Below are 17,725 nucleotides of genomic sequence, written 5' to 3'. Positions count from 1 at the left end.
GAGACCCGTCGGCTACCCCACCCGGGAGAAGTGAGGCCGCCACGCCAGCGTCAGATCACAGATACGACCATGCCGGTTCTTAGCCAACGTCACACCCAGCTGCCCAGTGGGATCGCCTTGATCACTCAGTTCCCGCGCCAACAACATCACCACATCGGCATCCGCTTCGATACCACCAGACTCCCGCAGGTCCGCCAAAGAAGGACGCTCCCGGTCCACCGCCTTGCGGTTCAACTGGGCCGGCACCACCACCGCCACATCCAACTCGCGCGACAGCTCCTTCAACGACCGAGACAAGTGCGCCACCTGCTGCTCACGCGGCGCGTTCAACTCAGCCTTCAGCAACTGCAAGTAGTCGATCACCACAACCGACAGACCGTGCCGACGCTGGTGCGCACGGCACTCCGACTTCACGTACGACAAGCTGAGGTCTGCACGATCGTTCACATACAGCGGATAGTTGGCGGCCTTGGTCTCGTACTCGTCGAACTGCTGCCACGAGTAGGCCGACAGCTCCCGTCGGGAGATCTCCCCCGTTTCGATCGTCGCGCCGTTCGCGACCATCCGCCCCGCAACCTCCAGGCCGCCCATCTCCACACTGAACACCAGCGCCGGATAGTCGTTCGCCGCGGCATGCTCTGCCAGGTTGTGGGACAGAACCGACTTCCCTTCCCCCGGACGTGCTCCGACGATGTACAAGCGTCCCCCATGCAACCCGCCGGCGATCTCGTCGTTCACCTCCGGCCACGGTGTGGGCATGATCTGGTAGTCATCCAGGGTCGTCATCGCCGTCCGGAACTCCTTGAGCAAAGACCCGTACGACTTGGTTTCCGTGCCCTCCAGTTCGTCCGTGTCCAGCGCCGCAAGTTCCTCATGGGCAGCGGAGAGAGCCTGAGAGAACTCCTCTGCCGCCATGGCACGTTGCTGGATCCGCTGGGTTGCCACGATCAGGCGTCGAAGCTGCCCGCACCGGCGCACCTCCGCAAACGCGACCGGGAAGTCAGCAGCCCGCGGCACCGCCGACGACAGCGTCGACAGGAGGTGTTCGACCGAGGACCCGCCCTGCTCTCTCGCGGCCTTGACCAGCTCCCGCTGGGGGATACGCCGACCGTCGGCGTTCAGGCTGCGAGCGGCAGCCCAGAGACCCCCGTAACGGGCATCCGCGAAGTCGTCGGGTGACACCTCCTTCAGTGCCTTGTCCCTGAGGTCGTGCAGAGTCGACGTGAGAAGCAGCGACGCGAGGTATCGCTCCTCGTCGCGAGCATCCAACTGGTCGATCGGTTCAGTCATGCTGCCATCCCCCCAATCCACGGGATCGGGTGCATAGCGGTCCGCAACGCCGCCCGTTCCAGATCCTCCACATCAGCGATCTTGTGCAGCTCGACCAGCCGGCCAGCCAGCTCCTGAACCTCGGCGACGTAGTCGTCGTCCGTACGCCCGGTCTTCAGCAGTTCGCCGATCTCCTCATACACCGCCATCGTCTCCGCATCCGTCGAGTTCTCTGCGCTGTTCTTCATCTCCCGCGCCTCGTTCACGGCACGGTCCAGTTCGTTGTCCGTCACTGATCGCCCTGAGTACGTCGGCGGTCGTCGCCCTTGAGTGAGACGCGTTCACACATTTCGATCAGTCGGGACGCGACCCGGTCACCCAAGGCGACAGTGAGGTCCTTCGGCGGCACGTTCGACGTGAACAAGGTCGGCAACTCGTGGTCGTACCGGTAGTTGATCAACCGGTAGTTGACCTCCTCGATCCACTCGGAGTTCTTCGCTGCTCCCAGATCATCGACGACGAGAACCTTCGAACGGGCATAGGACACGAATCCGGATTCCGAGTCGATCCCGTGCCGCGGACGCATCCGAGCGTAGAGGTCCGGGGCGGTGACCAACTCCCATGAGAACCCGGCACCAGAGGCGAGGAGAGCGCGGATCGCGCCGTACGCCTGGTAGGTCTTTCCTGTTCCGGTGCGTCCAAGCATGAGCACCGACGGCCCGTCAGGGATGACGCCCGTCGACGTAACTCCAGCACGGGAGATCAGGATCGTAGCCCATGCCCGCAACTCGGGAACCGTGGCGACCGCGTCCTGATATCGGCGAGGCACCCGCTGCGCTGACTTCTGGTTGCGTTCGTGATTCTCCCGGATCCAGTACTCATCGATGTGAGGGTGTTCGCCTGCGGTGATGGTCATGATCGTGGGGTCACTCATCAGGTCCATGCCTTCCGGTTGCATCTGATTCACATCGCTTCGTCGTAGACGTCGTCGTCATCCGGGTTCTTGAACGTCTGGTGCCCTCTGCCGGACCCAATCGCTCCGACGACGCGCAGATGGGGAGGGCGACGCTTGAACTCAGTACGCATCCACCGCTGCCAAGTCATAGACCAATCCAGCTTCGTCGCATCCTTGCCGGTCTTCGTCAGCCAGTAGTCCCGGAAGTTCTCCGTCTCAGTCTGGATGTCCAACCCGGGCACCTTGTCCGCCGCCCATCGGTGCAGCGACTCGGGTGGTTGCCAGTCCTTCGGCAGGCGAGATCCTCGACTCGGCTTCCCGAGTTCGCTCTCGTTCGCCGGCTCTTCGGATTGCGGCGTCGACTTCGCTTGCGAAGTTGCGCCAACTGAACCAACAACGAAAAGTGACTTACCTGCAAAGTCTCCCCCTACCCCTATCCCCCGCGTTTCGAGCGAAGGGGTCGCGAAGGGTTCCGGTAACCCTTCCGCTAAGGGTTCGGAGGGACTTCCCGAAGCCATCGGCGAGAGTTCGTCCGCGACCCGGTTCGCAACGTCCAGGCCAACCTTCCGCAGTTCATCCGCCAGCACCTCGCGGATCTTCCTCGACTGCACTTCGCCGGCGTGACGGAAGGCTGCCTTCAACACGTTCGGCTGCTTAGACACCCCGTCGTTGCGGATGAACGACCGGATCAGAACCTCTTCGGTCTCCGCATCGATCACAAGGTAGTCGTTGTCCGACAGTTCCCGCAGGTACGCCTTGACGTCATCCACCGTCGTGTTGCGCGCACACCGAGACCATCGCGACAGAGTCATCGGAAGGACGCCGGCGTGGTTCAGGCCGCGCTGAGAGAGCAAGACGAAGTACATCCACTGCGCACCCTTGCTGCGCTCGCAGAAGTGCTCGTCGGACCAGATCGCCAGCATGATGCGGGCATGCTCACGTGCCATCAGGCAGCCTCTTGCCGACGTGCATCGAGCATTCCGCGGGCTTCATCTGCCGCATCCGCCCACGCGGTGATCCCGTCGTAGGTGTTGACCTCAACCGCCTTTGAGCGAATATCTGCGGGTAAGGTTTCCAAGTACTCCCTGGAGAAGAACTCCGACACATACTGTGCAGCGTTCGTGACGTATCTCGGGTGGCCCTCGGAGTAGCCGCGGCTCTCTGAGTCTGCGAAAGCCTCCGAAACAAGATCTTCAGGAAGCCAATTGAACAGGCACGCGGCAGCATGCATCAGCTCGTTCAGCATCTCGTCTGTCCACTCGATGCATGAATAGAACACAGCTGCACGGTCCGACATGCCGTACTGCTTCTTCGCATCTTCAGCCAGCAGGTGCGTGTGAAATCCACCCTGATCGCGAGCGATCGTCAGGCTTCGCCACGCAAGCTTCTCCACGACGCTCAGGGATTCCCCCAGCTCGGCAGTGTCGTTGTGGACAACGTTGAAGGTCGGCCTTTCGTTCTTGATCGATTCGCGCTCGGCTTCCAGAGCCGCTTTCCTGCTTGGCATCGGCTGGACAGTGATGTTCGCGACCTGTGAGAACCAGGGCTTGTCGCTACGGTGTTGCGCCATCCGCTTGCCCGGATCGATCGAGATCCCGACGTAGAGGAGCTGCCCGGTCTCGTCGTACATCCGGTACAGGGCGTGCTGTGGGGTCATGAAACCTGGCTTTCTCATGTACGAGGAGGAGCGCCCTGCCAGGTTCGAACAGGGCGCTGTACTTCAGTATGGGTGGGGACTACGCCAAGCTACGGTTGGTGATCGCCGATGACGGGGAGTTCACCGGTGAGGATCGCCAACGCCAACGCTTCAGCCGCGGTGACCGGGCCGGGCGTGGAGAGGGCCCGGATGGCTTCCTCTCCACGCTCCGACACCGTGGGATGGGGTTCAGGCGGCGCGGCCATGAGCCTGCTCCGTCAACCGCTCGTGGATGAGGGCGCATGCCTGGACGTTGAACCAGATCGCAGCCGCGTTGTCGTCCTCGCCGTCGCCGGGAATACCGTCGAGTTCAGCGAGGAACTTGAACACGTGCCGAAGCAGGCTCCCCTTCGCGTGCTCCAGGGCATCGGCGCTGGCGAACGACTCCCAGTTCCGGTCCGCGTACTTCTGCGCGCCGCGGGCCATCCAGCAGGCATATCGCGTGAGCATCTGCCTGTCGTATGGCACGCCCTTGACCCAACCCAGCTCGAAGCGTTCGGTCTTCACTGCGCCGTCTCGAACTCCCCCGCCGGCAAACACCGTACGAACCACGTTCTCAGCGGCCGGCTCAATGTCCACTGCTGGCACCGGGAGAAGGTCGCCCATCGCAAGCCTCGCCTGTGTCGACCACGGCAGCCCAACACGATTCATGGGAACTGTCGGGTCCACCCTCCAAGACCACAGGTCAACGCCGACTCGAACCAGATACTTCGCGGATCTACCCGGAGCAGAGTCCTCTACGACCGCCACTGAATCCGGGGGCCGGCTGTCGACCGTGTAGACCGGTCCACGGTCTCGTTTCACGCTGCCTTCTCCTCGCTGGTGTAGATCTTGCGGCGATTGTTCGCGCCCTTCGCCGACAGTGGCTCAACCCACCGGAACCCGGGCTCTTTCAACCCGAGCATCTTCAGCAGTTCGTCACGCTCGCCGGCGTCGACCGCATGCGCCTCCACGGTCCTCGTCGCCGCGGTGATCTGCTCCGGGGTGTTGTTCGCTTCCCCGCGGCGGATTCCCTGTGCGTGCGCGTTGCCCCGAGACGCGATCTCCGCGACCCCGTGAAAACTCTTCATTGTCGTCACAATGCCTCCTGGTAGATGCCGCTGAATTGAGGTCACCCGTAGTTGGAGACGAAGAACCACGACGGGGCTTCCTGTGTCGGCGTGATCCCCAGCGTGTTGAGCGCGTCGCGCAACTTCTCGTCCCATCCGTTCGCGGCAGGCAGGGACAGCAGTTCGGCTGGGTCGAACGCGTCGGCCCCGTAGTCCTCCCCGCGGATCGTCTTCGTGGTCAGCATCCAGCTTGCGGACTCGTGATAGCCGTAGCTCGACACCTCCACGCCAAGACGTTCCTTCGCCGCCCGTTCGCGATCGAAGTAGCCATCGACGCGCCAGTCGGTCTCCGTGAACCCCACAGACCGCAGAAGCACGTCATCGACGCTGCCCATCGGGTCGCCGGCATCCTCAGCCCACTCGGGTTCCCACTCGCCGTACTCGCCCGCTTCCTCGATCTTCCAGCCTTCTTCAGCGCCGCCCAGGTCGTAGCCGTACATCAGGTAGGCGCTTGCGTGCATCCCCATCAGTTGTCTCCTTGAATTTCGTTGGCGAGGATCTCCAGATCCTCGGGGTCTTCCGGCCAGGTGTCGCCGAAGTCGTCGTAGGCAGCCTTCGAAGCGGCCGCCAGTTCCCCCACCACCGTGGCGGCGACAGCGCCGCACAGCTCAACCTGGATGTCGTCATCGACGTCGTCCAAGATTCCCTTGCGGCCCAGCAGTTCCCGACGGACGCTCTCCACTATCCGCTTGGACAGATCACTCATCGCAGACCCCTTTCGATGTCGCAACGAAGGTCGTACTCGTCCCACTCCGGGCCGAACGAGCCGTCCTGAACGGGCATCGGAACGGTACGCACCGGGCACCAGTCCGAGTGCGATTCGGGTCCTGTGGCCACGCCGACAAGGCATGCGTAGCACTCGGCGCTGCCGTAGCTCTCTTCACTGCTCATCGAGTCATCCAATCCTGTGGTTTCGACGTGAGGTGCCAACCGCTGCACCAGTCGCAGAAGTAGTAGCGGGTTTCCAGCCGGCGACCCGGTTTCGGCTTCCGCCAAATCTGCGACAGGACGTTGCTGGCGGACTGCTCAGTGCGGTAACGGAACTTGCGGGACGGGCACTTCCGACGGTTGCCCGTCATCACCGCCAGCCCTTCGCCCACAGCGTGCCGTTCACTCGCGGGTGGGCATGCTTCACACTCCACTCGTTGTTCTCATGCCCCTTGTCCAGAAGGCAACGGAACTCCTCGTGTTTGAACGACTCGTCCATAGAGATCCACGAGTTCTTCTCCCACGGACGCACCGTCGCATCACACTGCGCCGCATCGATGTCCGACCAGGATTCGAAGTCGCCATCACGACTCCACCCGCACTGGCAGCGATCGCAGACGTACGAGTCCGCCTCCGCGTGCGTTCCCTCCCCGCACATAGGGCACATGGGGGGAGGGAACTCCAGTGATGGCGGGATGTCCCGCTCCACCGTGGTCATGCCGCCACCTCGGGATACTCGTCCCAGGTGCGGCCGTCGAGTTCCCTGCCGGCGCGCGCCTTGCCGACGCGCCGCATGACCTGACGATGACCCCACCTGTCGAGCTGTGAACCGATGAGCATCTCCGGCGGTGAAAAGGCACCGATTCCCTCTCCGATTGGCTTCCATGCGCCCCATTGTTTGAAGAGGTACCGCACGTCCGCGTCTACGCACTGGTCACGCAGCGACCGTGCCCACGCCGGGTCCATCGGACGGGCGCCCGGACCGGACTCGCCACCGACGACCACCCAGTCCAGACCGAATCGGTCAGGACACGGACCGACGCAGAAGCCTCCCGCGAAATCGTGCGTCGGGCAGTGCGTGTGCCCGTGATGCAGCTCGATCGGTCCGAGCAGCGGTTCGGCGGAGATCCACCGCACCGCAGCGGGCGTTTCCAGCAGCGCCGGGATCCGGATGTCCGCCCACTTCTGGTCCTCGGTGGACACGCCGATCCACACGTTCGGCAGTGGGTAGGGCGGGGTGTGGTCCGGGTCGAGAGCGCCCGCCGTCGTGCCCAGCTTCGACCATTCCTCGGCGACGGCGAGGTCAAACTCCTCGGACGACAGCAGCGATCGCATCCGGCCGTGCCGCTTGGTGAGAACCTGGAAGGTGTGCTGCGGACTGGCCGCCATCGTGGCCCACACACGAGCGATGAACTCGTCGGGCACCGCGTCGTGGAACAGGTCACTCATCGAGTTGACGAACACTCGGCGCGGCTTCCGCCACCCGAGCGGCTTCTCCAGCCGCTCCGGGTGCAACGTGACCGTCGCGAACGAGCCCTTGCCGTTGAACCGCTCGTGCAGCGTCTCGGCGTAGCAGTGATCACAGCCGGGGCTGACCTTCGTGCACCCCGTCACCGGGTTCCACGTCGCGTCCGTCCACTCGATCTTGCTTTGGTCGCTCACGCCGCCTCCTCCACGACACGGGACTTCAGGTCATCCCGGAACGCCACCAACGCCTCCAGGGTCGCCTTGTACAGGTCGGCGTTGTTGTTCTCCGACGCGTAAACCTCCAGGACTTTCTTCGTGTCCCAACCGAGTGCATTACCCGCAGCCATCACTTCGCCGCCGACGGCCTTGATCGCGGCCTGCTGCTTCGCCTCCCAGTTCGGGTCCTCGTCCGGCGTCAACTCGTCGCCGTTCAGCACCGGCACCTCACGAACCGCGGTGCCCTCCCCGATCTTCATCAGATCGAACACGAGCTTCGCCAGCGTGAAGTCCTTCACCACACGCGGCTTGTCCACGCCCGGCTGGATCGTGTACTGCACCGACCGCAAACCGACAACGGTCGGCGCGTTCTCATGCGACAAGCGCACCCACGCAGTCGAGTCCGCAGCCAGCCGCTTCTGCGCGTCCGGCTTCGCGACCTTCGGCGCGCCCGCCTTCGGCCGTCCTCCCGCGTCGAACTGGGTCTTCTCCGTCTCCAACGCGGTCATGATCACGATGCCGGGGAACGTCTTCAGGATGTTCACCAGCTTGTTGTGGCGGGAGTTCGCGTCGTTCCAGTAGTTCGACGTGATGTCGATCTCCGCGTCCGGGTCTTCCTTCAGAAGCTTCTCGTTGCGCTTCGACTTGCGGGCACGGGTGTCCGTCCACGCGGTGAGCATCGCCCACTCCGCGGTCATCGAGTCGATCGTCAACGTGACCGGCTTCTCGCCCTTGGCGAGCGCCTCGCGGGCGTAGTCACGAACAGACTCGACCTGGTCGATGATCTCGACCCACGTCCCGTCGTGCTCCAGAATCTCGTAATCCGCACCAGGGACAGAGCCATACTCGTCGGCGCAGCCCTCCCCCAGGTCCAGCCAGAACGAGCGTCCGACACGTTCGTCACCAGTGAACTCCGCAGCAGCCCACGTCTTCCCCGTCTTGGCTTCGCCGGCGAGGAGGATCAGGGGCCACGACGGTGCACCGGTGGGGCGCCTCGTCTTCAATGCCATCGTTGCTCCGTTCATAGGGTGTGTTCGGCTAGCCCTCCCCCGTTTGGTGGAGAGCTGGGTTTGTGTTGTGTGGTTAGGCGGCCGGCTGTTCGGCGGGCTGTTTACGCTTCAGGTCGCTGACGGTGCAGCCGATCGCGTCGGCGATTTCCTTCACGACCCGAGGGTTGGGTTGCGGGTAGCCGCGGGTACCGCTACGCAGGTTCGACAGGTAAGACAGTGACCTGTTGGTGCGACGTTCCGGGTATCGGGAGACACGAGAGATGTCGATGAGCTGTAGGCCGCGCTCACGCAGCTCCCCATCCAGCTCGTACCAGAAACGATCGAGGGGAGGTGGTTGGGTCATAACAAGACACTAGTGGATAGTGACGGATAATGCAACCGATCCTCCTTCCAAACGTCCGCTACTTCACCGGGTGACCAGACAGACACACCCCACCACTACCCACATTCACCACCCCGTGCGCGATACTGAACCCCATGGCCACAGACGACGCCCCCCGACCGAACCCCTTCGGCGAGGAACTCAAAGCCCGACGCCTCGGACTCAACCTGTCCGTACGCGCCGCCGCCACACGCGCCGGCATGGGCAGCCACGCACGCTGGACCCAGGTCGAACAGGGCTACGTGTCCGTCAAAGGCGAGAAGATCCGCACCGAAGCCGGCGAGGACTTCGTCATCAAAGCCGCCCGCGCCGTCAAGTGGGACATCCCCGAAGCGCTCCGCAAAGCCGGCTACGACCCGGACACCGTCCACATCCCCGAGTCAGTAGAAGACACTCCGCCCCGCACGTTGGAAGACCTGTGGGTCAAGCTCAACGACCAGCAACGAGCAGTGATCTACAACCTGGCCAGGATCATGGTCGACCCCGACGCCATCGTTGACCCGCAAGGCCGTACCGCGGAGACACAAAACCGGCCCGTGCCCCGCGTGCTCTTCTCAGCGGAAGAGGACACGAAGGACACGGGCCGTTGAACGGGGTCAGGCGGCGTACTGCTCCTGCATGACGGTTCGTCTGCTCGGGGCGAAGAACACCGGGTCAATCACAGTGGACACCGCGGCAGGGTCGAAGAAGATCGTCACATCGGCTTCCACGATCACAGTGGGCGCGGCCGGAAGGTCTTCGAGCACGGTGACCGGGTAGCCCTTACCTTCGACGAACACCAGCCACCTGCCGCTCTCAGTCGGCGTGACATGCGTGGCCGCGGACAGCTCATCCTCGTCACGGCGCCGGCGCAAAGCAGCATTGAAGTCGAGGACCGTCGCATTGTCACTCATCGTGTCTCCCCTTCGCTGTGGCACGAGCAGTAGCACTGCCCGAAGTACTGGTGTCCCGGACAATCGTCGTGGTTTGACGCCTCGCACTCCTGCGACACTGACGGCTCCCACTTCGGGCACAGGATCGGCAACGTCGTGACAACACCCACCCGGTGTTCCAGGGTCGGCAACTCCACCCCCACCTGGCAACCCTCATCCGTCACGTAGCCGTAGTCTTCATCCGGCTCAATCCGATGCACACAGGTCTTGCACGACCTGGCGCCCGGGTTCGTCCAGCACCGGTCGATGTGCGCCTGGGCTGGCGTCCGCTTCGAATAGGACTTGGGGCAGAACGGGCACTTGAAGCGAGTCACCTGCAACTCGATCGGGAGCGTCATGCCGCCCCCTCGATCTCGTCGGCGAGATCCCGAATATACCCTCGCCAGTTCAGTGCGATCTCGACATCGTCGCCGTGTTCCGCCAGCTCTCGAAGCACGGTCGCGGCGGACCCCCGGGCAGCGACGAAGTAGTCCACCTCACGGCCCTCGTTGTAGTGCGGGGCATTGACGATCTCGTTCTGTGCAGCGTCCATCAACAGCTCGGACAGGTCACTCATGCCGCTTCCTCCCAGAACTTCGGCCGCTCCTGGTTCCCCACCCACACGCCGTACTCGTTCAACCGCATCTTCGGCTCACCCGCGTGCTTCCCGCTCGACCACACGATCGTCGCCGGCTCCGAACACACCCCGCCCTGACGGTGCAGATCGAACAACGCCACCGACGAGAACGTGCGACAGCAACCACGGCAGTGCGCCATGTTCGCCCCCGTCCACGTCGAATCGCATCCACCGCACGTGTTCTTCACTGCGCCTCCATATACCCAGACAGGTTCTGCCGCGCCTCGTCAGCGCGCTGATACCAGTACTCACGAGTGCCGTTGTCGATGTGCCCGGCAGTCAAATCCAAGCCCTGAGCCGCCGCGAGTAGCCGGCCATCCCGTTCACGCTCGCCACCCAACGGGCGACCGAATCCATCCACGTCGCTCACGCCGCCAACCTCGCCTTCGCCTTGGCCTTCACCCGCTGCACCTGACGCGACGACACCGCCACCACCGACGCGATCTTCGACTCCGACATACCCATGCCCACCAGCCGCATGATCTCCGCATCCAGGTCAGCGTTCCGGGAATGCCCGACACCCACGGCGCGCTTCCGCTCCTCCAAGGTCGTGCCGCCCCACACGCCCTCCTCAGCCACACCATCCACGATCAGACGATTCAACGCGTAGGTGCGGCAACTGTCCTGCACCGGGCAGCGAAGACAAGCAGTCTTCGCCTCGATCACCTTCCACTGGTCAAAGAAGATGTCCGGATCCGCTTCGTCGACACAGACCGCGTCCGCCATCCAATCCGGACGCACAACCGTCCCAATCGCGTCTACCAGCTCGAACAGCCCGTCCATCACGCTGCCTCCTGACCAAAGTCCAGAGAAGGCGTCCAAGCGCCCTCGTCGTCCAACACCACAAGCTCACCCCGGTACAACACTGGCTTGTTGATCCAGCTCTCTCCGCTGTAGACCAGAAACCCGTATTGGTAGTACTGCGTCCTGGTGTTCGTCACCATGCCGTGGCAACCATCCGGACCACGACCATCCCCGCACAGGTGCAGACAGTTGCTCGGGGTCCACGGGCCGCCCTGAGACTGCTTACGGCGATGGTGCACGGACTGCCCGGGACGGATCCCGCAGATCTCGCACTTGCCCTCGCTGCGCTTCTTCACGATCTTCTTGCACGGTTCCTCGGTCGGTTCGTACTTCCGCCGAACCGGCTTCTTCGACGCACCAGCCTTCAACTGCGACCTCGACCTGAGTGGAGTCACCCGCTTCAATGGCTCGCCCCGCTTCACGCAGCCACCGGGCCCGACTGGAACGTCCTGATCTCTTCCTTCAAGTTGCTGTTGATCGCGCGACCAATTTCGGAACGGTCCCGCAGAGACCGAAGCGAATCCTTCCGCGCCTCGATCAACTGCTCGTGCACCTCAAGCCGGAACTTCGCGTTCTCCGCATCCAAAACCGCCCGCTGCTTGCGGTTCTCGATCGAACCCTCCGTTGAGAGGTAGGACTCTGCATAGGAGCGGCGTGCGTCACGGAGTAGAGCCGGCAACTGGTCCCGTAGTTGCACGAGTTCCCGCGTCTGCGCGTCGATCTCCTGACCGATCCGCGCCAGCTGCAACGCCGCTTCTCTCGGGTTCAACGGTGTTGCGCTCATGCTGCCTCCCTGAGCTGTGCCCGGATGTAGTCCGGGGTCTTCCCCATGTGCAAAGCGATCTGCTCATTCGTTTTCCCGAACGACCGCAGCCACACGATCTCCTCACGAGCGTTCGCGTTCGCCCGCACCTTCTCCCCAATGTCAGGCTGCGCATCCGGGTCGTCGATCGTGTCGTCATCCCACGCCCCCGGCGGCATAAACCCCGACTTGCGGGCCCACGTCTTCGCGTACCGCGCCACCCGCAACTCCTGCGTCGTGCCCGTCGGAGGATCCTGATCCCACAACTCGTCATACACAGCCTTGATGGCATCGGCGTTGCGTTTCTGAATGAACCGCCGGTTCGGCTGATGCACCCGCAACGAAGTCGGATCCACACCGAGTCGCGCCGCGATCTGAGGCAGGCTCCAACCGCGTGACGCCAACGCCTGCACACGGCGCCGTGAACCCGTGGCGTCCACATTGGCCCCGGGCGGCAGCGTGGAGACGTCGAACTGGACGGCCAGCAACGCATCCGCGATCCGCTTACCGATCAAGATTTCCCCATCGCAACGCCGAACCCGCAGAATCGTCGGATGGCAGACACCAGCAACCTCACCGATACAAGTAGCCGGCATACCGCGCCCGATCAACCACTCCACATGCTGCTTCGCAGGTCCCAACGGGACACGACGAGGGATCCCCTCACGTTGCTTGCGGTGCAGCTCTCGCGAGTAGCGGGCTCGACGGGCACGGCACATGTCGCACTTGCACCCGTAGCTGCCGGTGTGCCCGGTCACTGCACCGCCTCGCGCAGCCACAGGCGCGGAACCCGGAAACACCCCATGCACGTGATCTCCTCATCGTTCACTTCGATCCGCAGCCACTGCTCCTCCGGGATCGGCGACCCCGCCCCACAGTGCGGACAGAACCGGACCTGCTTCACCAGCCGAGCCGCCAAGATCGACCGCACCGAAGGCGCCATCATCGGCCCGAACTCCTGCCGAAACCGCCGGCCAGGGAGGAACTCCTTCGCGAACTCCCACACGAACGCCGCCAGGTTCCCGATGGCTCTCATGCCGCCCCCTCACACAGGGCGAGACCACCATCCCAGTCCTGGAACTTCTCTTCCGTCCCGAACGGCACGAGACGTTCCGCCTCATCCAACAGTTCGATCAGGTCATCGCGGTTCAGGTCCAGCTGCATCGTCAACCCGTCCACGACGTGGATCAGGAACCGAACCTGCGCGGGCCGGGCGAAGAACTCGGGACGGATCCACAAGTCGAGGTCACCGGTCGGAACCGACACACCACGGTTCAACAGGTCCCGAGAGACCAGTCGCATCAGCGGGTTCCGGCCGTGAACGATCAGCTTGAGCGACCACGGGAACTTGGTGTCGTACACCCACACGACGCGCACAAGCGCGTCATCGTGACCGCCGACCGTACCGGCGATCCCCTGGTGCTGTAACCGATGCTCCGCCATCATCACGCCGCCTCCCTCGCGTCGAACATGCCCTCGATCGCGTGCACGTCCCGCACGAGCTGGTCGAACCTGGCGAGGATCGGGGCCGTCATCTCCAACGGGTGGCGATTCAAGACACCTCGCACCAACTCGACTGCCTCGTTCAGTGCGGCGTGGTCGTTGTCTGTCAGTCTCTTGAGGGCCATCACGCCACCGCCGGAAGCTCGACGCTGATCTCACGCGGCGCATGCCCCGGAGCCGGCCGGTCAGCCTTCACCGCGTCGTACTGGCGGATGCCCCAGACGATCGCGTGGCAGGCCCACACGAACCACCAGTCGTAGTCCCGGAAGTCCCACTCCCACGTGTCGTAGAAGCGGAACCCCCTGTGCTCGAAGTCGTCGAGCATCGCCCGGGCCTGCTCCTCGTACATCAGGTCGTAGTCCTCAGCGTGCGAGAGCAGCACCTTGCTCGCGCCGGGCGGCACCCCGCCATCCCGGACCTCCTCGACGAAGTGCTCGCGAATGGTCCGGACGAACAGCTCCTCGTCGTACTTCTTCAGCGCGCTCTGTTCGCTGGTGACCTTCTCGGCCCAGTAGCTGAGGTTCGGCCGCCCCTGCCACGCCGACATCCGGAAGAACGCGAACATGTCCGTGTCGTGTGCGAAGACGAACGATTCGCCGTCGCCTCGGAAGACCAGCGACCCGGGAACGGTGATCAGCTCGAACCAGTAGATCGACGACAGCCGCGGCTTCACCAACGGCGGGCGCCACACCTCCTGCTGGAACCGCAGGTGCCGGTACAACCCGTCGTCGTGCAGCACGGTCATCGCGTGATCGGCGGTGTTCAGTACGAACCGCTTCTGGACATCCATCACGCCACCACCGATGCGCGGGCGACCAGATCCAGGACCGACACGGCCGGCTCATCCATGTGACGCGTGTGGGAGTGCTTGCCGTAGGCACGGGGCACACCCCAGTCGGAGACGGTGCCGTGCTCGTTCTCCAGATCCCGGTACGTCAGCTGTTCCCGCATCGACGGGTCCGCCTTGCACTCGTCGCACTGGCACACCCACAGCGAGACGGTGCGGTCCCACTTCCACTCCAGGCCATCCGCGGTGTACACGGTGCGCTCATAGTCGTGGCTCATGGTCACGCCGCCTCGTCCGGAACGAACCCGGCCGGCTGGGTGAGCAGCGATGCGACTTCGTCGAGGCGGACCGTGGTCTCACCGTTCGCGATCGCCGCGTACACGGTGAACCGGGCGCGGCCCCGCTGACGGTCGACCGCGGTGGTACGGGTTCCTTCGCGCTTGCCACCCCGGATCAGGGTCAGGTGCCCGCGGGTGCGGACGGTGGCGATTTCGGGCAGGGCGATGCTGATCATGGTTTCTGCTCCTGAGGGGTAGGAGGTCTGGTCAGGCGGCTGCGCGGTAGCGGCGCGTGCCGGTGGAGGGGGCGCGGTTCGCGGCCCAGCGGAGAAGGTCATCGACGTGGATCAGGTAGTGGCCTTCGTCGCTGCGCTGGATCGCTTTTAGACCGCGGCGTCCGTCGGTCTTCTTGAAGAGGCGGGTGGCGCGGCGGACGGTCTCGACGTTGCAGCGGGCGTACGTGGCTGCTTCGTGCGAGGTCATCCAGGGCGACTCAAGGTCTGGGACGACACGCAGTGCGCGAAGCTCGGTGTCGCGTGGCGTCGTATTCATGCATATGACCCTAGACCACCTCAGACCAGGTTTCAACAGGGTTTACGCACGTTTTCAGGTCACAAAGTAGCTTCGGGCACGGTTGAAAGTGGTCCGATCCGGTGAAGAAGGTGGCCCTTACCTCGCACGCCTTGGCGCGGCGTTACAGATCTGGGAGGATGCATAACCATGAAAACCGGGGTAGGGAACATGGCAGCCCTCGCGGCAGCCCTCGTGAAGAGGCGTGACGAACTACGCGTCACACAGAAAGAGCTAGCCAAGCTAGCCGGCGTGTCCATCGACGTGGTCCAGGCGATCGAGGGCATGGAAGAGCGCCAGCTTCGACCAGGAACCAAGAAGAAACTTGAAGACGGCATGCAGCTGGAACCTGGTTCGATCGACGACGTACTACATGATCGCGGGCCGTTCCGGGAACAAGGTTCTGTTGACGTGGCGACAGTAGAACAGCCGTTCGATCCCATGACGGCCAGTAACGAAGAACTCGGACGGCACGCCGACTTCCTGTCGAAGAGTTCAGGCGATCCCACGCTAGGGCCGCGTTGGATGGTCGGTGTCATGCAAAAACGCTTGAACGTTGAAGAATCACACGACGACAGTGCGGAGGCCGACAGACACGTGATGTAACAAGCCACTCTGAGTTTCTGGTCTAATCGGGTGAATCGTCGACACGCTAACTAACGAGTCTTCACCCGGTAACGACACCCGATTCGAACCGGGGTCGGACCAGCAGCAAGGAGACACATGGCCGCCAAGCCGAACGTCAGCACCGACGCACCCACCTACATGGTGATGCCGATCGATGCTGGCGGGATCACCATCCCCCGGGCACTCGCGTGGGCGATCTTGACCGCAGTCGTCACCACCACACTCGCAGTCCTCGCCTATGCCCTGAAGATGTCGGTCCAGGTTGTCATCATCGCAACCGGTCTCGCTGTAGTGGCCGGCTGCTCGATCCTCGCCGCCGTAGTGATCCTCTGCTGCCGTGGCGCCATCAATGCCCTTCGCAGAGAGTTGCGTCAAGCGCGCATCGACAACGAGGAACGCCAGGTCGAAATCCGGTTGGAGCTGATCCAGACCGCCGAGCAGTTCGCCGCGCAGACCGACAACCTGTTGAAGAGCATCCGAAGGATCGTCAAAGACGTGCGGGTCGACTTCACCAACCAGATCGACCAGCACCGCGCCGCCCTGTCGCGGGAGATCACCGACGTGCGCGTGCATCAGGGTGCCCTGATCGCCGAAGCCTTGTCGGCACAGCCGCAACAGCGCCGGCGCCTGAACCCCGTGGACTAACACCATGGCATGGGCAGAACCGATGCCCGGTGGCGGCTTCCGTGGCCGCTACCGGCTCCCCAACGGCACGAAGCACACAGTCCTTCAGCCTGACGGGACAGCCTTCCCAACGAAGCCGAAGGCGAAGAAGGCCGCCATCGCGGCCGAGGTGGAAGGTCAACGCAAGGCCCCCGTGGTCAAGAAGACCGCATCCGCGATCCCCGCCAGCATCCTGTGGGGTGACTGGTGGGATCGCCTGGTGCTCGATCGCCCGTTCGCAGAGTCGGGAACCGCCGGCGTAGAGGCGACGATCGTGCGTCGGCATCTGCGCCCGTACTGGGGTGACGTGCCGCTGAACCGGATCATCACCTCGAACCCAGATCTCGCCGCCGGCGAGGTCGGCATCCAGGAGTGGGTGGATTCGCCGTCCGGGCTGGCTACCCGCAAGGGAATGTCGCCGAACTACGCGATCCGCGTCTTTGGGGTGTTCTCGGTGTCGATGCAGGCGGCGTGCAAGGAAAACATTCTGGACACTCCGCCCACCACGGGGGTGAAACTCCCGAAGGTTTACCGGCGGAAGAGGCCTGCTCTCACACCTACCGCGGTTTCGTCGCTGAAGATGCGCGATGACTATGAGGAGTTGCTTCGGTTCGCTACGCATACGGGTTTGAGACCGGGCGAGTTGTGCGGGCTTCACGCTCACCATTGCGACCTGGATAGGGGAATCGTCACGGTTGCGGAGGTTCTGGTGGAGAGACGCAAAATCATCCGGGCGTTCCCCAAAGACGATGACCATCGAGATGTGCCGTTGACGCCGGTGGCGTTGGAAATCCTGAAGAAGCGCCTGGAGGGTCGGGATCTTTCGGGCAAGTGCCCGTTTTCGCACTTCAACGGCGCGACGTGTCACAGTCCGCTGGTCTTCATGAGCGCGTGGAATCGGCCGTACATGCCGCATAGCGTCAGTGAGTCGATGAAGCTGGCGGCAGGGAGACAGCAGTTGATGAACACTGGTGGGATGTATTCGACGCGTCACGGGTTCGGCACGACCGCGGCGGACAACGGTCTGAACGTGTTCGAGGTGGCGGACATTATGGGCCACTCGAAGCTGGAGACGACTCGGCAGTACTACCAGGGCTCAGGGAAGGTCCGGGAGCGCTTGTCGGAGGCGTTCCGTGACCAGTGAACTTCTGGGGGCGCCCCTGGGGCAGCCCTGGGGCAAACCGCTGTCGTGCGGTGTTGCGCGGTGTTGAGTTTCGGGTCGCCCTGTCACGCACCGTAGGATGATCAAGCAGTTCACCCACCTGCGAAACTACATTCCGTGACCATACGGTAGCTGATTACTCCGATTCAGGTAACTCAGGTTCCGGCGC

General features: G+C 63.4%; 32 protein-coding genes. 4 read left to right on the top strand and 28 right to left on the bottom strand.

What is annotated here, in order from left to right; genetic code table 11:
* Positions 1-12: 12 nt before the first annotated feature.
* The 13 genes from AB0383_RS20200 to AB0383_RS20140 form a co-directional block, all read right to left on the bottom strand.
* Positions 13-1,290 (bottom strand): DnaB-like helicase C-terminal domain-containing protein, encoded by a 1,278-nt coding sequence (locus AB0383_RS20200; RefSeq protein ID WP_366188178.1) that lies wholly within the window; start codon positions 1,288-1,290, stop codon positions 13-15.
* Positions 1,287-1,562, bottom strand: coding sequence for a hypothetical protein (locus AB0383_RS20195; protein WP_366188177.1), 276 nt, complete (start codon positions 1,560-1,562; stop codon positions 1,287-1,289). The genes AB0383_RS20200 and AB0383_RS20195 overlap by 4 nt, the downstream gene beginning before the upstream one ends.
* The gene (locus AB0383_RS20190) at positions 1,559-2,227 is read right to left on the bottom strand and encodes an ATP-binding protein (RefSeq protein ID WP_366188176.1); all 669 of its coding nucleotides are present in this window, start codon (positions 2,225-2,227) and stop codon (positions 1,559-1,561) included. The genes AB0383_RS20195 and AB0383_RS20190 overlap by 4 nt, the downstream gene beginning before the upstream one ends.
* Positions 2,228-2,232: 5 nt before the next feature.
* Positions 2,233-3,171 carry a hypothetical protein gene (locus tag AB0383_RS20185; RefSeq protein ID WP_366188175.1) on the bottom strand — a complete coding sequence of 313 codons (939 nt, stop codon included), beginning with the start codon at positions 3,169-3,171 and terminating at the stop codon, positions 2,233-2,235.
* Positions 3,171-3,881 carry a GIY-YIG nuclease family protein gene (locus tag AB0383_RS20180; RefSeq protein ID WP_366188174.1) on the bottom strand — a complete coding sequence of 237 codons (711 nt, stop codon included), beginning with the start codon at positions 3,879-3,881 and terminating at the stop codon, positions 3,171-3,173. Before AB0383_RS20180 ends, AB0383_RS20185 begins: the two co-directional genes overlap by 1 nt.
* A 228-nt stretch (positions 3,882-4,109) precedes the next feature.
* Positions 4,110-4,724: a hypothetical protein gene (locus tag AB0383_RS20175; RefSeq protein WP_366188173.1), complete on the bottom strand. Its 615-nt coding sequence runs from the start codon at positions 4,722-4,724 to the stop codon at positions 4,110-4,112.
* Positions 4,721-4,999, bottom strand: coding sequence for a hypothetical protein (locus AB0383_RS20170; RefSeq protein ID WP_366188172.1), 279 nt, complete (start codon positions 4,997-4,999; stop codon positions 4,721-4,723). Before AB0383_RS20170 ends, AB0383_RS20175 begins: the two co-directional genes overlap by 4 nt.
* Positions 5,000-5,031: 32 nt before the next feature.
* Positions 5,032-5,496 carry a hypothetical protein gene (locus AB0383_RS20165; RefSeq protein ID WP_366188171.1) on the bottom strand — a complete coding sequence of 155 codons (465 nt, stop codon included), beginning with the start codon at positions 5,494-5,496 and terminating at the stop codon, positions 5,032-5,034.
* Positions 5,496-5,735 carry a hypothetical protein gene (locus AB0383_RS20160; RefSeq protein ID WP_366188170.1) on the bottom strand — a complete coding sequence of 80 codons (240 nt, stop codon included), beginning with the start codon at positions 5,733-5,735 and terminating at the stop codon, positions 5,496-5,498. The genes AB0383_RS20165 and AB0383_RS20160 overlap by 1 nt, the downstream gene beginning before the upstream one ends.
* Before the next feature lie 372 nt (positions 5,736-6,107).
* Positions 6,108-6,455: a hypothetical protein gene (locus AB0383_RS20155; protein WP_366188169.1), complete on the bottom strand. Its 348-nt coding sequence runs from the start codon at positions 6,453-6,455 to the stop codon at positions 6,108-6,110.
* Positions 6,452-7,399 carry a phage Gp37/Gp68 family protein gene (locus AB0383_RS20150; protein ID WP_366188168.1) on the bottom strand — a complete coding sequence of 316 codons (948 nt, stop codon included), beginning with the start codon at positions 7,397-7,399 and terminating at the stop codon, positions 6,452-6,454. The genes AB0383_RS20155 and AB0383_RS20150 overlap by 4 nt, the downstream gene beginning before the upstream one ends.
* On the bottom strand, positions 7,396-8,430 hold the full coding sequence (locus tag AB0383_RS20145; RefSeq protein WP_366188167.1) for an AAA family ATPase: 1,035 nt from the start codon (positions 8,428-8,430) through the stop codon (positions 7,396-7,398). Before AB0383_RS20145 ends, AB0383_RS20150 begins: the two co-directional genes overlap by 4 nt.
* Before the next feature lie 73 nt (positions 8,431-8,503).
* On the bottom strand, positions 8,504-8,773 hold the full coding sequence (locus AB0383_RS20140) for a hypothetical protein (RefSeq protein WP_366188166.1): 270 nt from the start codon (positions 8,771-8,773) through the stop codon (positions 8,504-8,506).
* Between the two features lie 134 nt (positions 8,774-8,907).
* Here AB0383_RS20140 and AB0383_RS20135 point away from each other — a divergent pair, with 134 nt between their 5' ends.
* Positions 8,908-9,402: a hypothetical protein gene (locus tag AB0383_RS20135; RefSeq protein ID WP_366188165.1), complete on the top strand. Its 495-nt coding sequence runs from the start codon at positions 8,908-8,910 to the stop codon at positions 9,400-9,402.
* A gap of 6 nt (positions 9,403-9,408) precedes the next feature.
* Here AB0383_RS20135 and AB0383_RS20130 read toward each other — a convergent pair whose 3' ends face one another.
* The 15 genes from AB0383_RS20130 to AB0383_RS20060 all read right to left on the bottom strand — a co-directional run bounded on the left by AB0383_RS20130 (position 9,409) and on the right by AB0383_RS20060 (position 15,086).
* Positions 9,409-9,705: a hypothetical protein gene (locus tag AB0383_RS20130; RefSeq protein ID WP_366188164.1), complete on the bottom strand. Its 297-nt coding sequence runs from the start codon at positions 9,703-9,705 to the stop codon at positions 9,409-9,411.
* Positions 9,702-10,082 (bottom strand): hypothetical protein, encoded by a 381-nt coding sequence (locus AB0383_RS20125; RefSeq protein WP_366188163.1) that lies wholly within the window; start codon positions 10,080-10,082, stop codon positions 9,702-9,704. Before AB0383_RS20125 ends, AB0383_RS20130 begins: the two co-directional genes overlap by 4 nt.
* Positions 10,079-10,300 (bottom strand): hypothetical protein, encoded by a 222-nt coding sequence (locus AB0383_RS20120; RefSeq protein ID WP_366188162.1) that lies wholly within the window; start codon positions 10,298-10,300, stop codon positions 10,079-10,081. Before AB0383_RS20120 ends, AB0383_RS20125 begins: the two co-directional genes overlap by 4 nt.
* Entirely contained in the window at positions 10,297-10,461 is a 165-nt protein-coding gene (locus AB0383_RS20115) for a hypothetical protein (protein WP_366188161.1), read from the bottom strand. Before AB0383_RS20115 ends, AB0383_RS20120 begins: the two co-directional genes overlap by 4 nt.
* 83 nt (positions 10,462-10,544) lie before the next feature.
* Positions 10,545-10,730, bottom strand: coding sequence for a hypothetical protein (locus tag AB0383_RS20110; protein ID WP_366188160.1), 186 nt, complete (start codon positions 10,728-10,730; stop codon positions 10,545-10,547).
* Positions 10,727-11,143 (bottom strand): WhiB family transcriptional regulator, encoded by a 417-nt coding sequence (locus AB0383_RS20105; RefSeq protein WP_366188159.1) that lies wholly within the window; start codon positions 11,141-11,143, stop codon positions 10,727-10,729. The genes AB0383_RS20110 and AB0383_RS20105 overlap by 4 nt, the downstream gene beginning before the upstream one ends.
* The gene (locus tag AB0383_RS20100) at positions 11,143-11,532 is read right to left on the bottom strand and encodes an HNH endonuclease signature motif containing protein (protein WP_366188158.1); all 390 of its coding nucleotides are present in this window, start codon (positions 11,530-11,532) and stop codon (positions 11,143-11,145) included. Before AB0383_RS20100 ends, AB0383_RS20105 begins: the two co-directional genes overlap by 1 nt.
* 50 nt (positions 11,533-11,582) lie before the next feature.
* Complete coding sequence (locus AB0383_RS20095; RefSeq protein WP_366188157.1) at positions 11,583-11,948, bottom strand: hypothetical protein; 366 nt, start codon at positions 11,946-11,948, stop codon at positions 11,583-11,585.
* A complete protein-coding gene (locus tag AB0383_RS20090; RefSeq protein WP_366188156.1) occupies positions 11,945-12,481 on the bottom strand; it encodes a hypothetical protein in 537 nt (178 codons plus the stop codon). Before AB0383_RS20090 ends, AB0383_RS20095 begins: the two co-directional genes overlap by 4 nt.
* Before the next feature lie 239 nt (positions 12,482-12,720).
* Positions 12,721-13,002, bottom strand: a complete 282-nt coding sequence (locus tag AB0383_RS20085) for a hypothetical protein (RefSeq protein ID WP_366188155.1) — start codon at positions 13,000-13,002, stop codon at positions 12,721-12,723.
* Positions 12,999-13,412, bottom strand: a complete 414-nt coding sequence (locus tag AB0383_RS20080) for an SsgA family sporulation/cell division regulator (RefSeq protein ID WP_366188322.1) — start codon at positions 13,410-13,412, stop codon at positions 12,999-13,001. The genes AB0383_RS20085 and AB0383_RS20080 overlap by 4 nt, the downstream gene beginning before the upstream one ends.
* A gap of 181 nt (positions 13,413-13,593) precedes the next feature.
* Entirely contained in the window at positions 13,594-14,259 is a 666-nt protein-coding gene (locus AB0383_RS20075; protein WP_366188154.1) for a hypothetical protein, read from the bottom strand.
* A complete protein-coding gene (locus tag AB0383_RS20070) occupies positions 14,259-14,534 on the bottom strand; it encodes a hypothetical protein (protein ID WP_366188153.1) in 276 nt (91 codons plus the stop codon). The genes AB0383_RS20075 and AB0383_RS20070 overlap by 1 nt, the downstream gene beginning before the upstream one ends.
* 2 nt (positions 14,535-14,536) lie before the next feature.
* Positions 14,537-14,770, bottom strand: coding sequence for a hypothetical protein (locus tag AB0383_RS20065; RefSeq protein ID WP_366188152.1), 234 nt, complete (start codon positions 14,768-14,770; stop codon positions 14,537-14,539).
* Between the two features lie 31 nt (positions 14,771-14,801).
* Positions 14,802-15,086, bottom strand: a complete 285-nt coding sequence (locus AB0383_RS20060) for a hypothetical protein (protein WP_366188151.1) — start codon at positions 15,084-15,086, stop codon at positions 14,802-14,804.
* A 270-nt stretch (positions 15,087-15,356) separates the two neighbouring features.
* On the opposite strand from AB0383_RS20060, the gene AB0383_RS20055 reads away from it, so the two are divergent.
* From AB0383_RS20055 to AB0383_RS20045, 3 genes are all read left to right on the top strand, one after another.
* The gene (locus AB0383_RS20055; RefSeq protein WP_366188150.1) at positions 15,357-15,710 is read left to right on the top strand and encodes a hypothetical protein; all 354 of its coding nucleotides are present in this window, start codon (positions 15,357-15,359) and stop codon (positions 15,708-15,710) included.
* 117 nt (positions 15,711-15,827) lie between these two features.
* Positions 15,828-16,376, top strand: coding sequence for a hypothetical protein (locus AB0383_RS20050; protein ID WP_366188149.1), 549 nt, complete (start codon positions 15,828-15,830; stop codon positions 16,374-16,376).
* A 4-nt stretch (positions 16,377-16,380) separates the two neighbouring features.
* Complete coding sequence (locus AB0383_RS20045) at positions 16,381-17,538, top strand: tyrosine-type recombinase/integrase (RefSeq protein ID WP_366188148.1); 1,158 nt, start codon at positions 16,381-16,383, stop codon at positions 17,536-17,538.
* Positions 17,539-17,725 lie beyond the last annotated feature (187 nt).

It is taken from the genome of Amycolatopsis sp. NPDC051373 (assembly GCF_040689465.1).
GTDB lineage: Bacteria > Actinomycetota > Actinomycetes > Mycobacteriales > Pseudonocardiaceae > Amycolatopsis.
The sequence above is the reverse complement of the archived record's forward strand: the minus strand, read 5'-3'. Positions and strand labels throughout refer to the sequence as shown.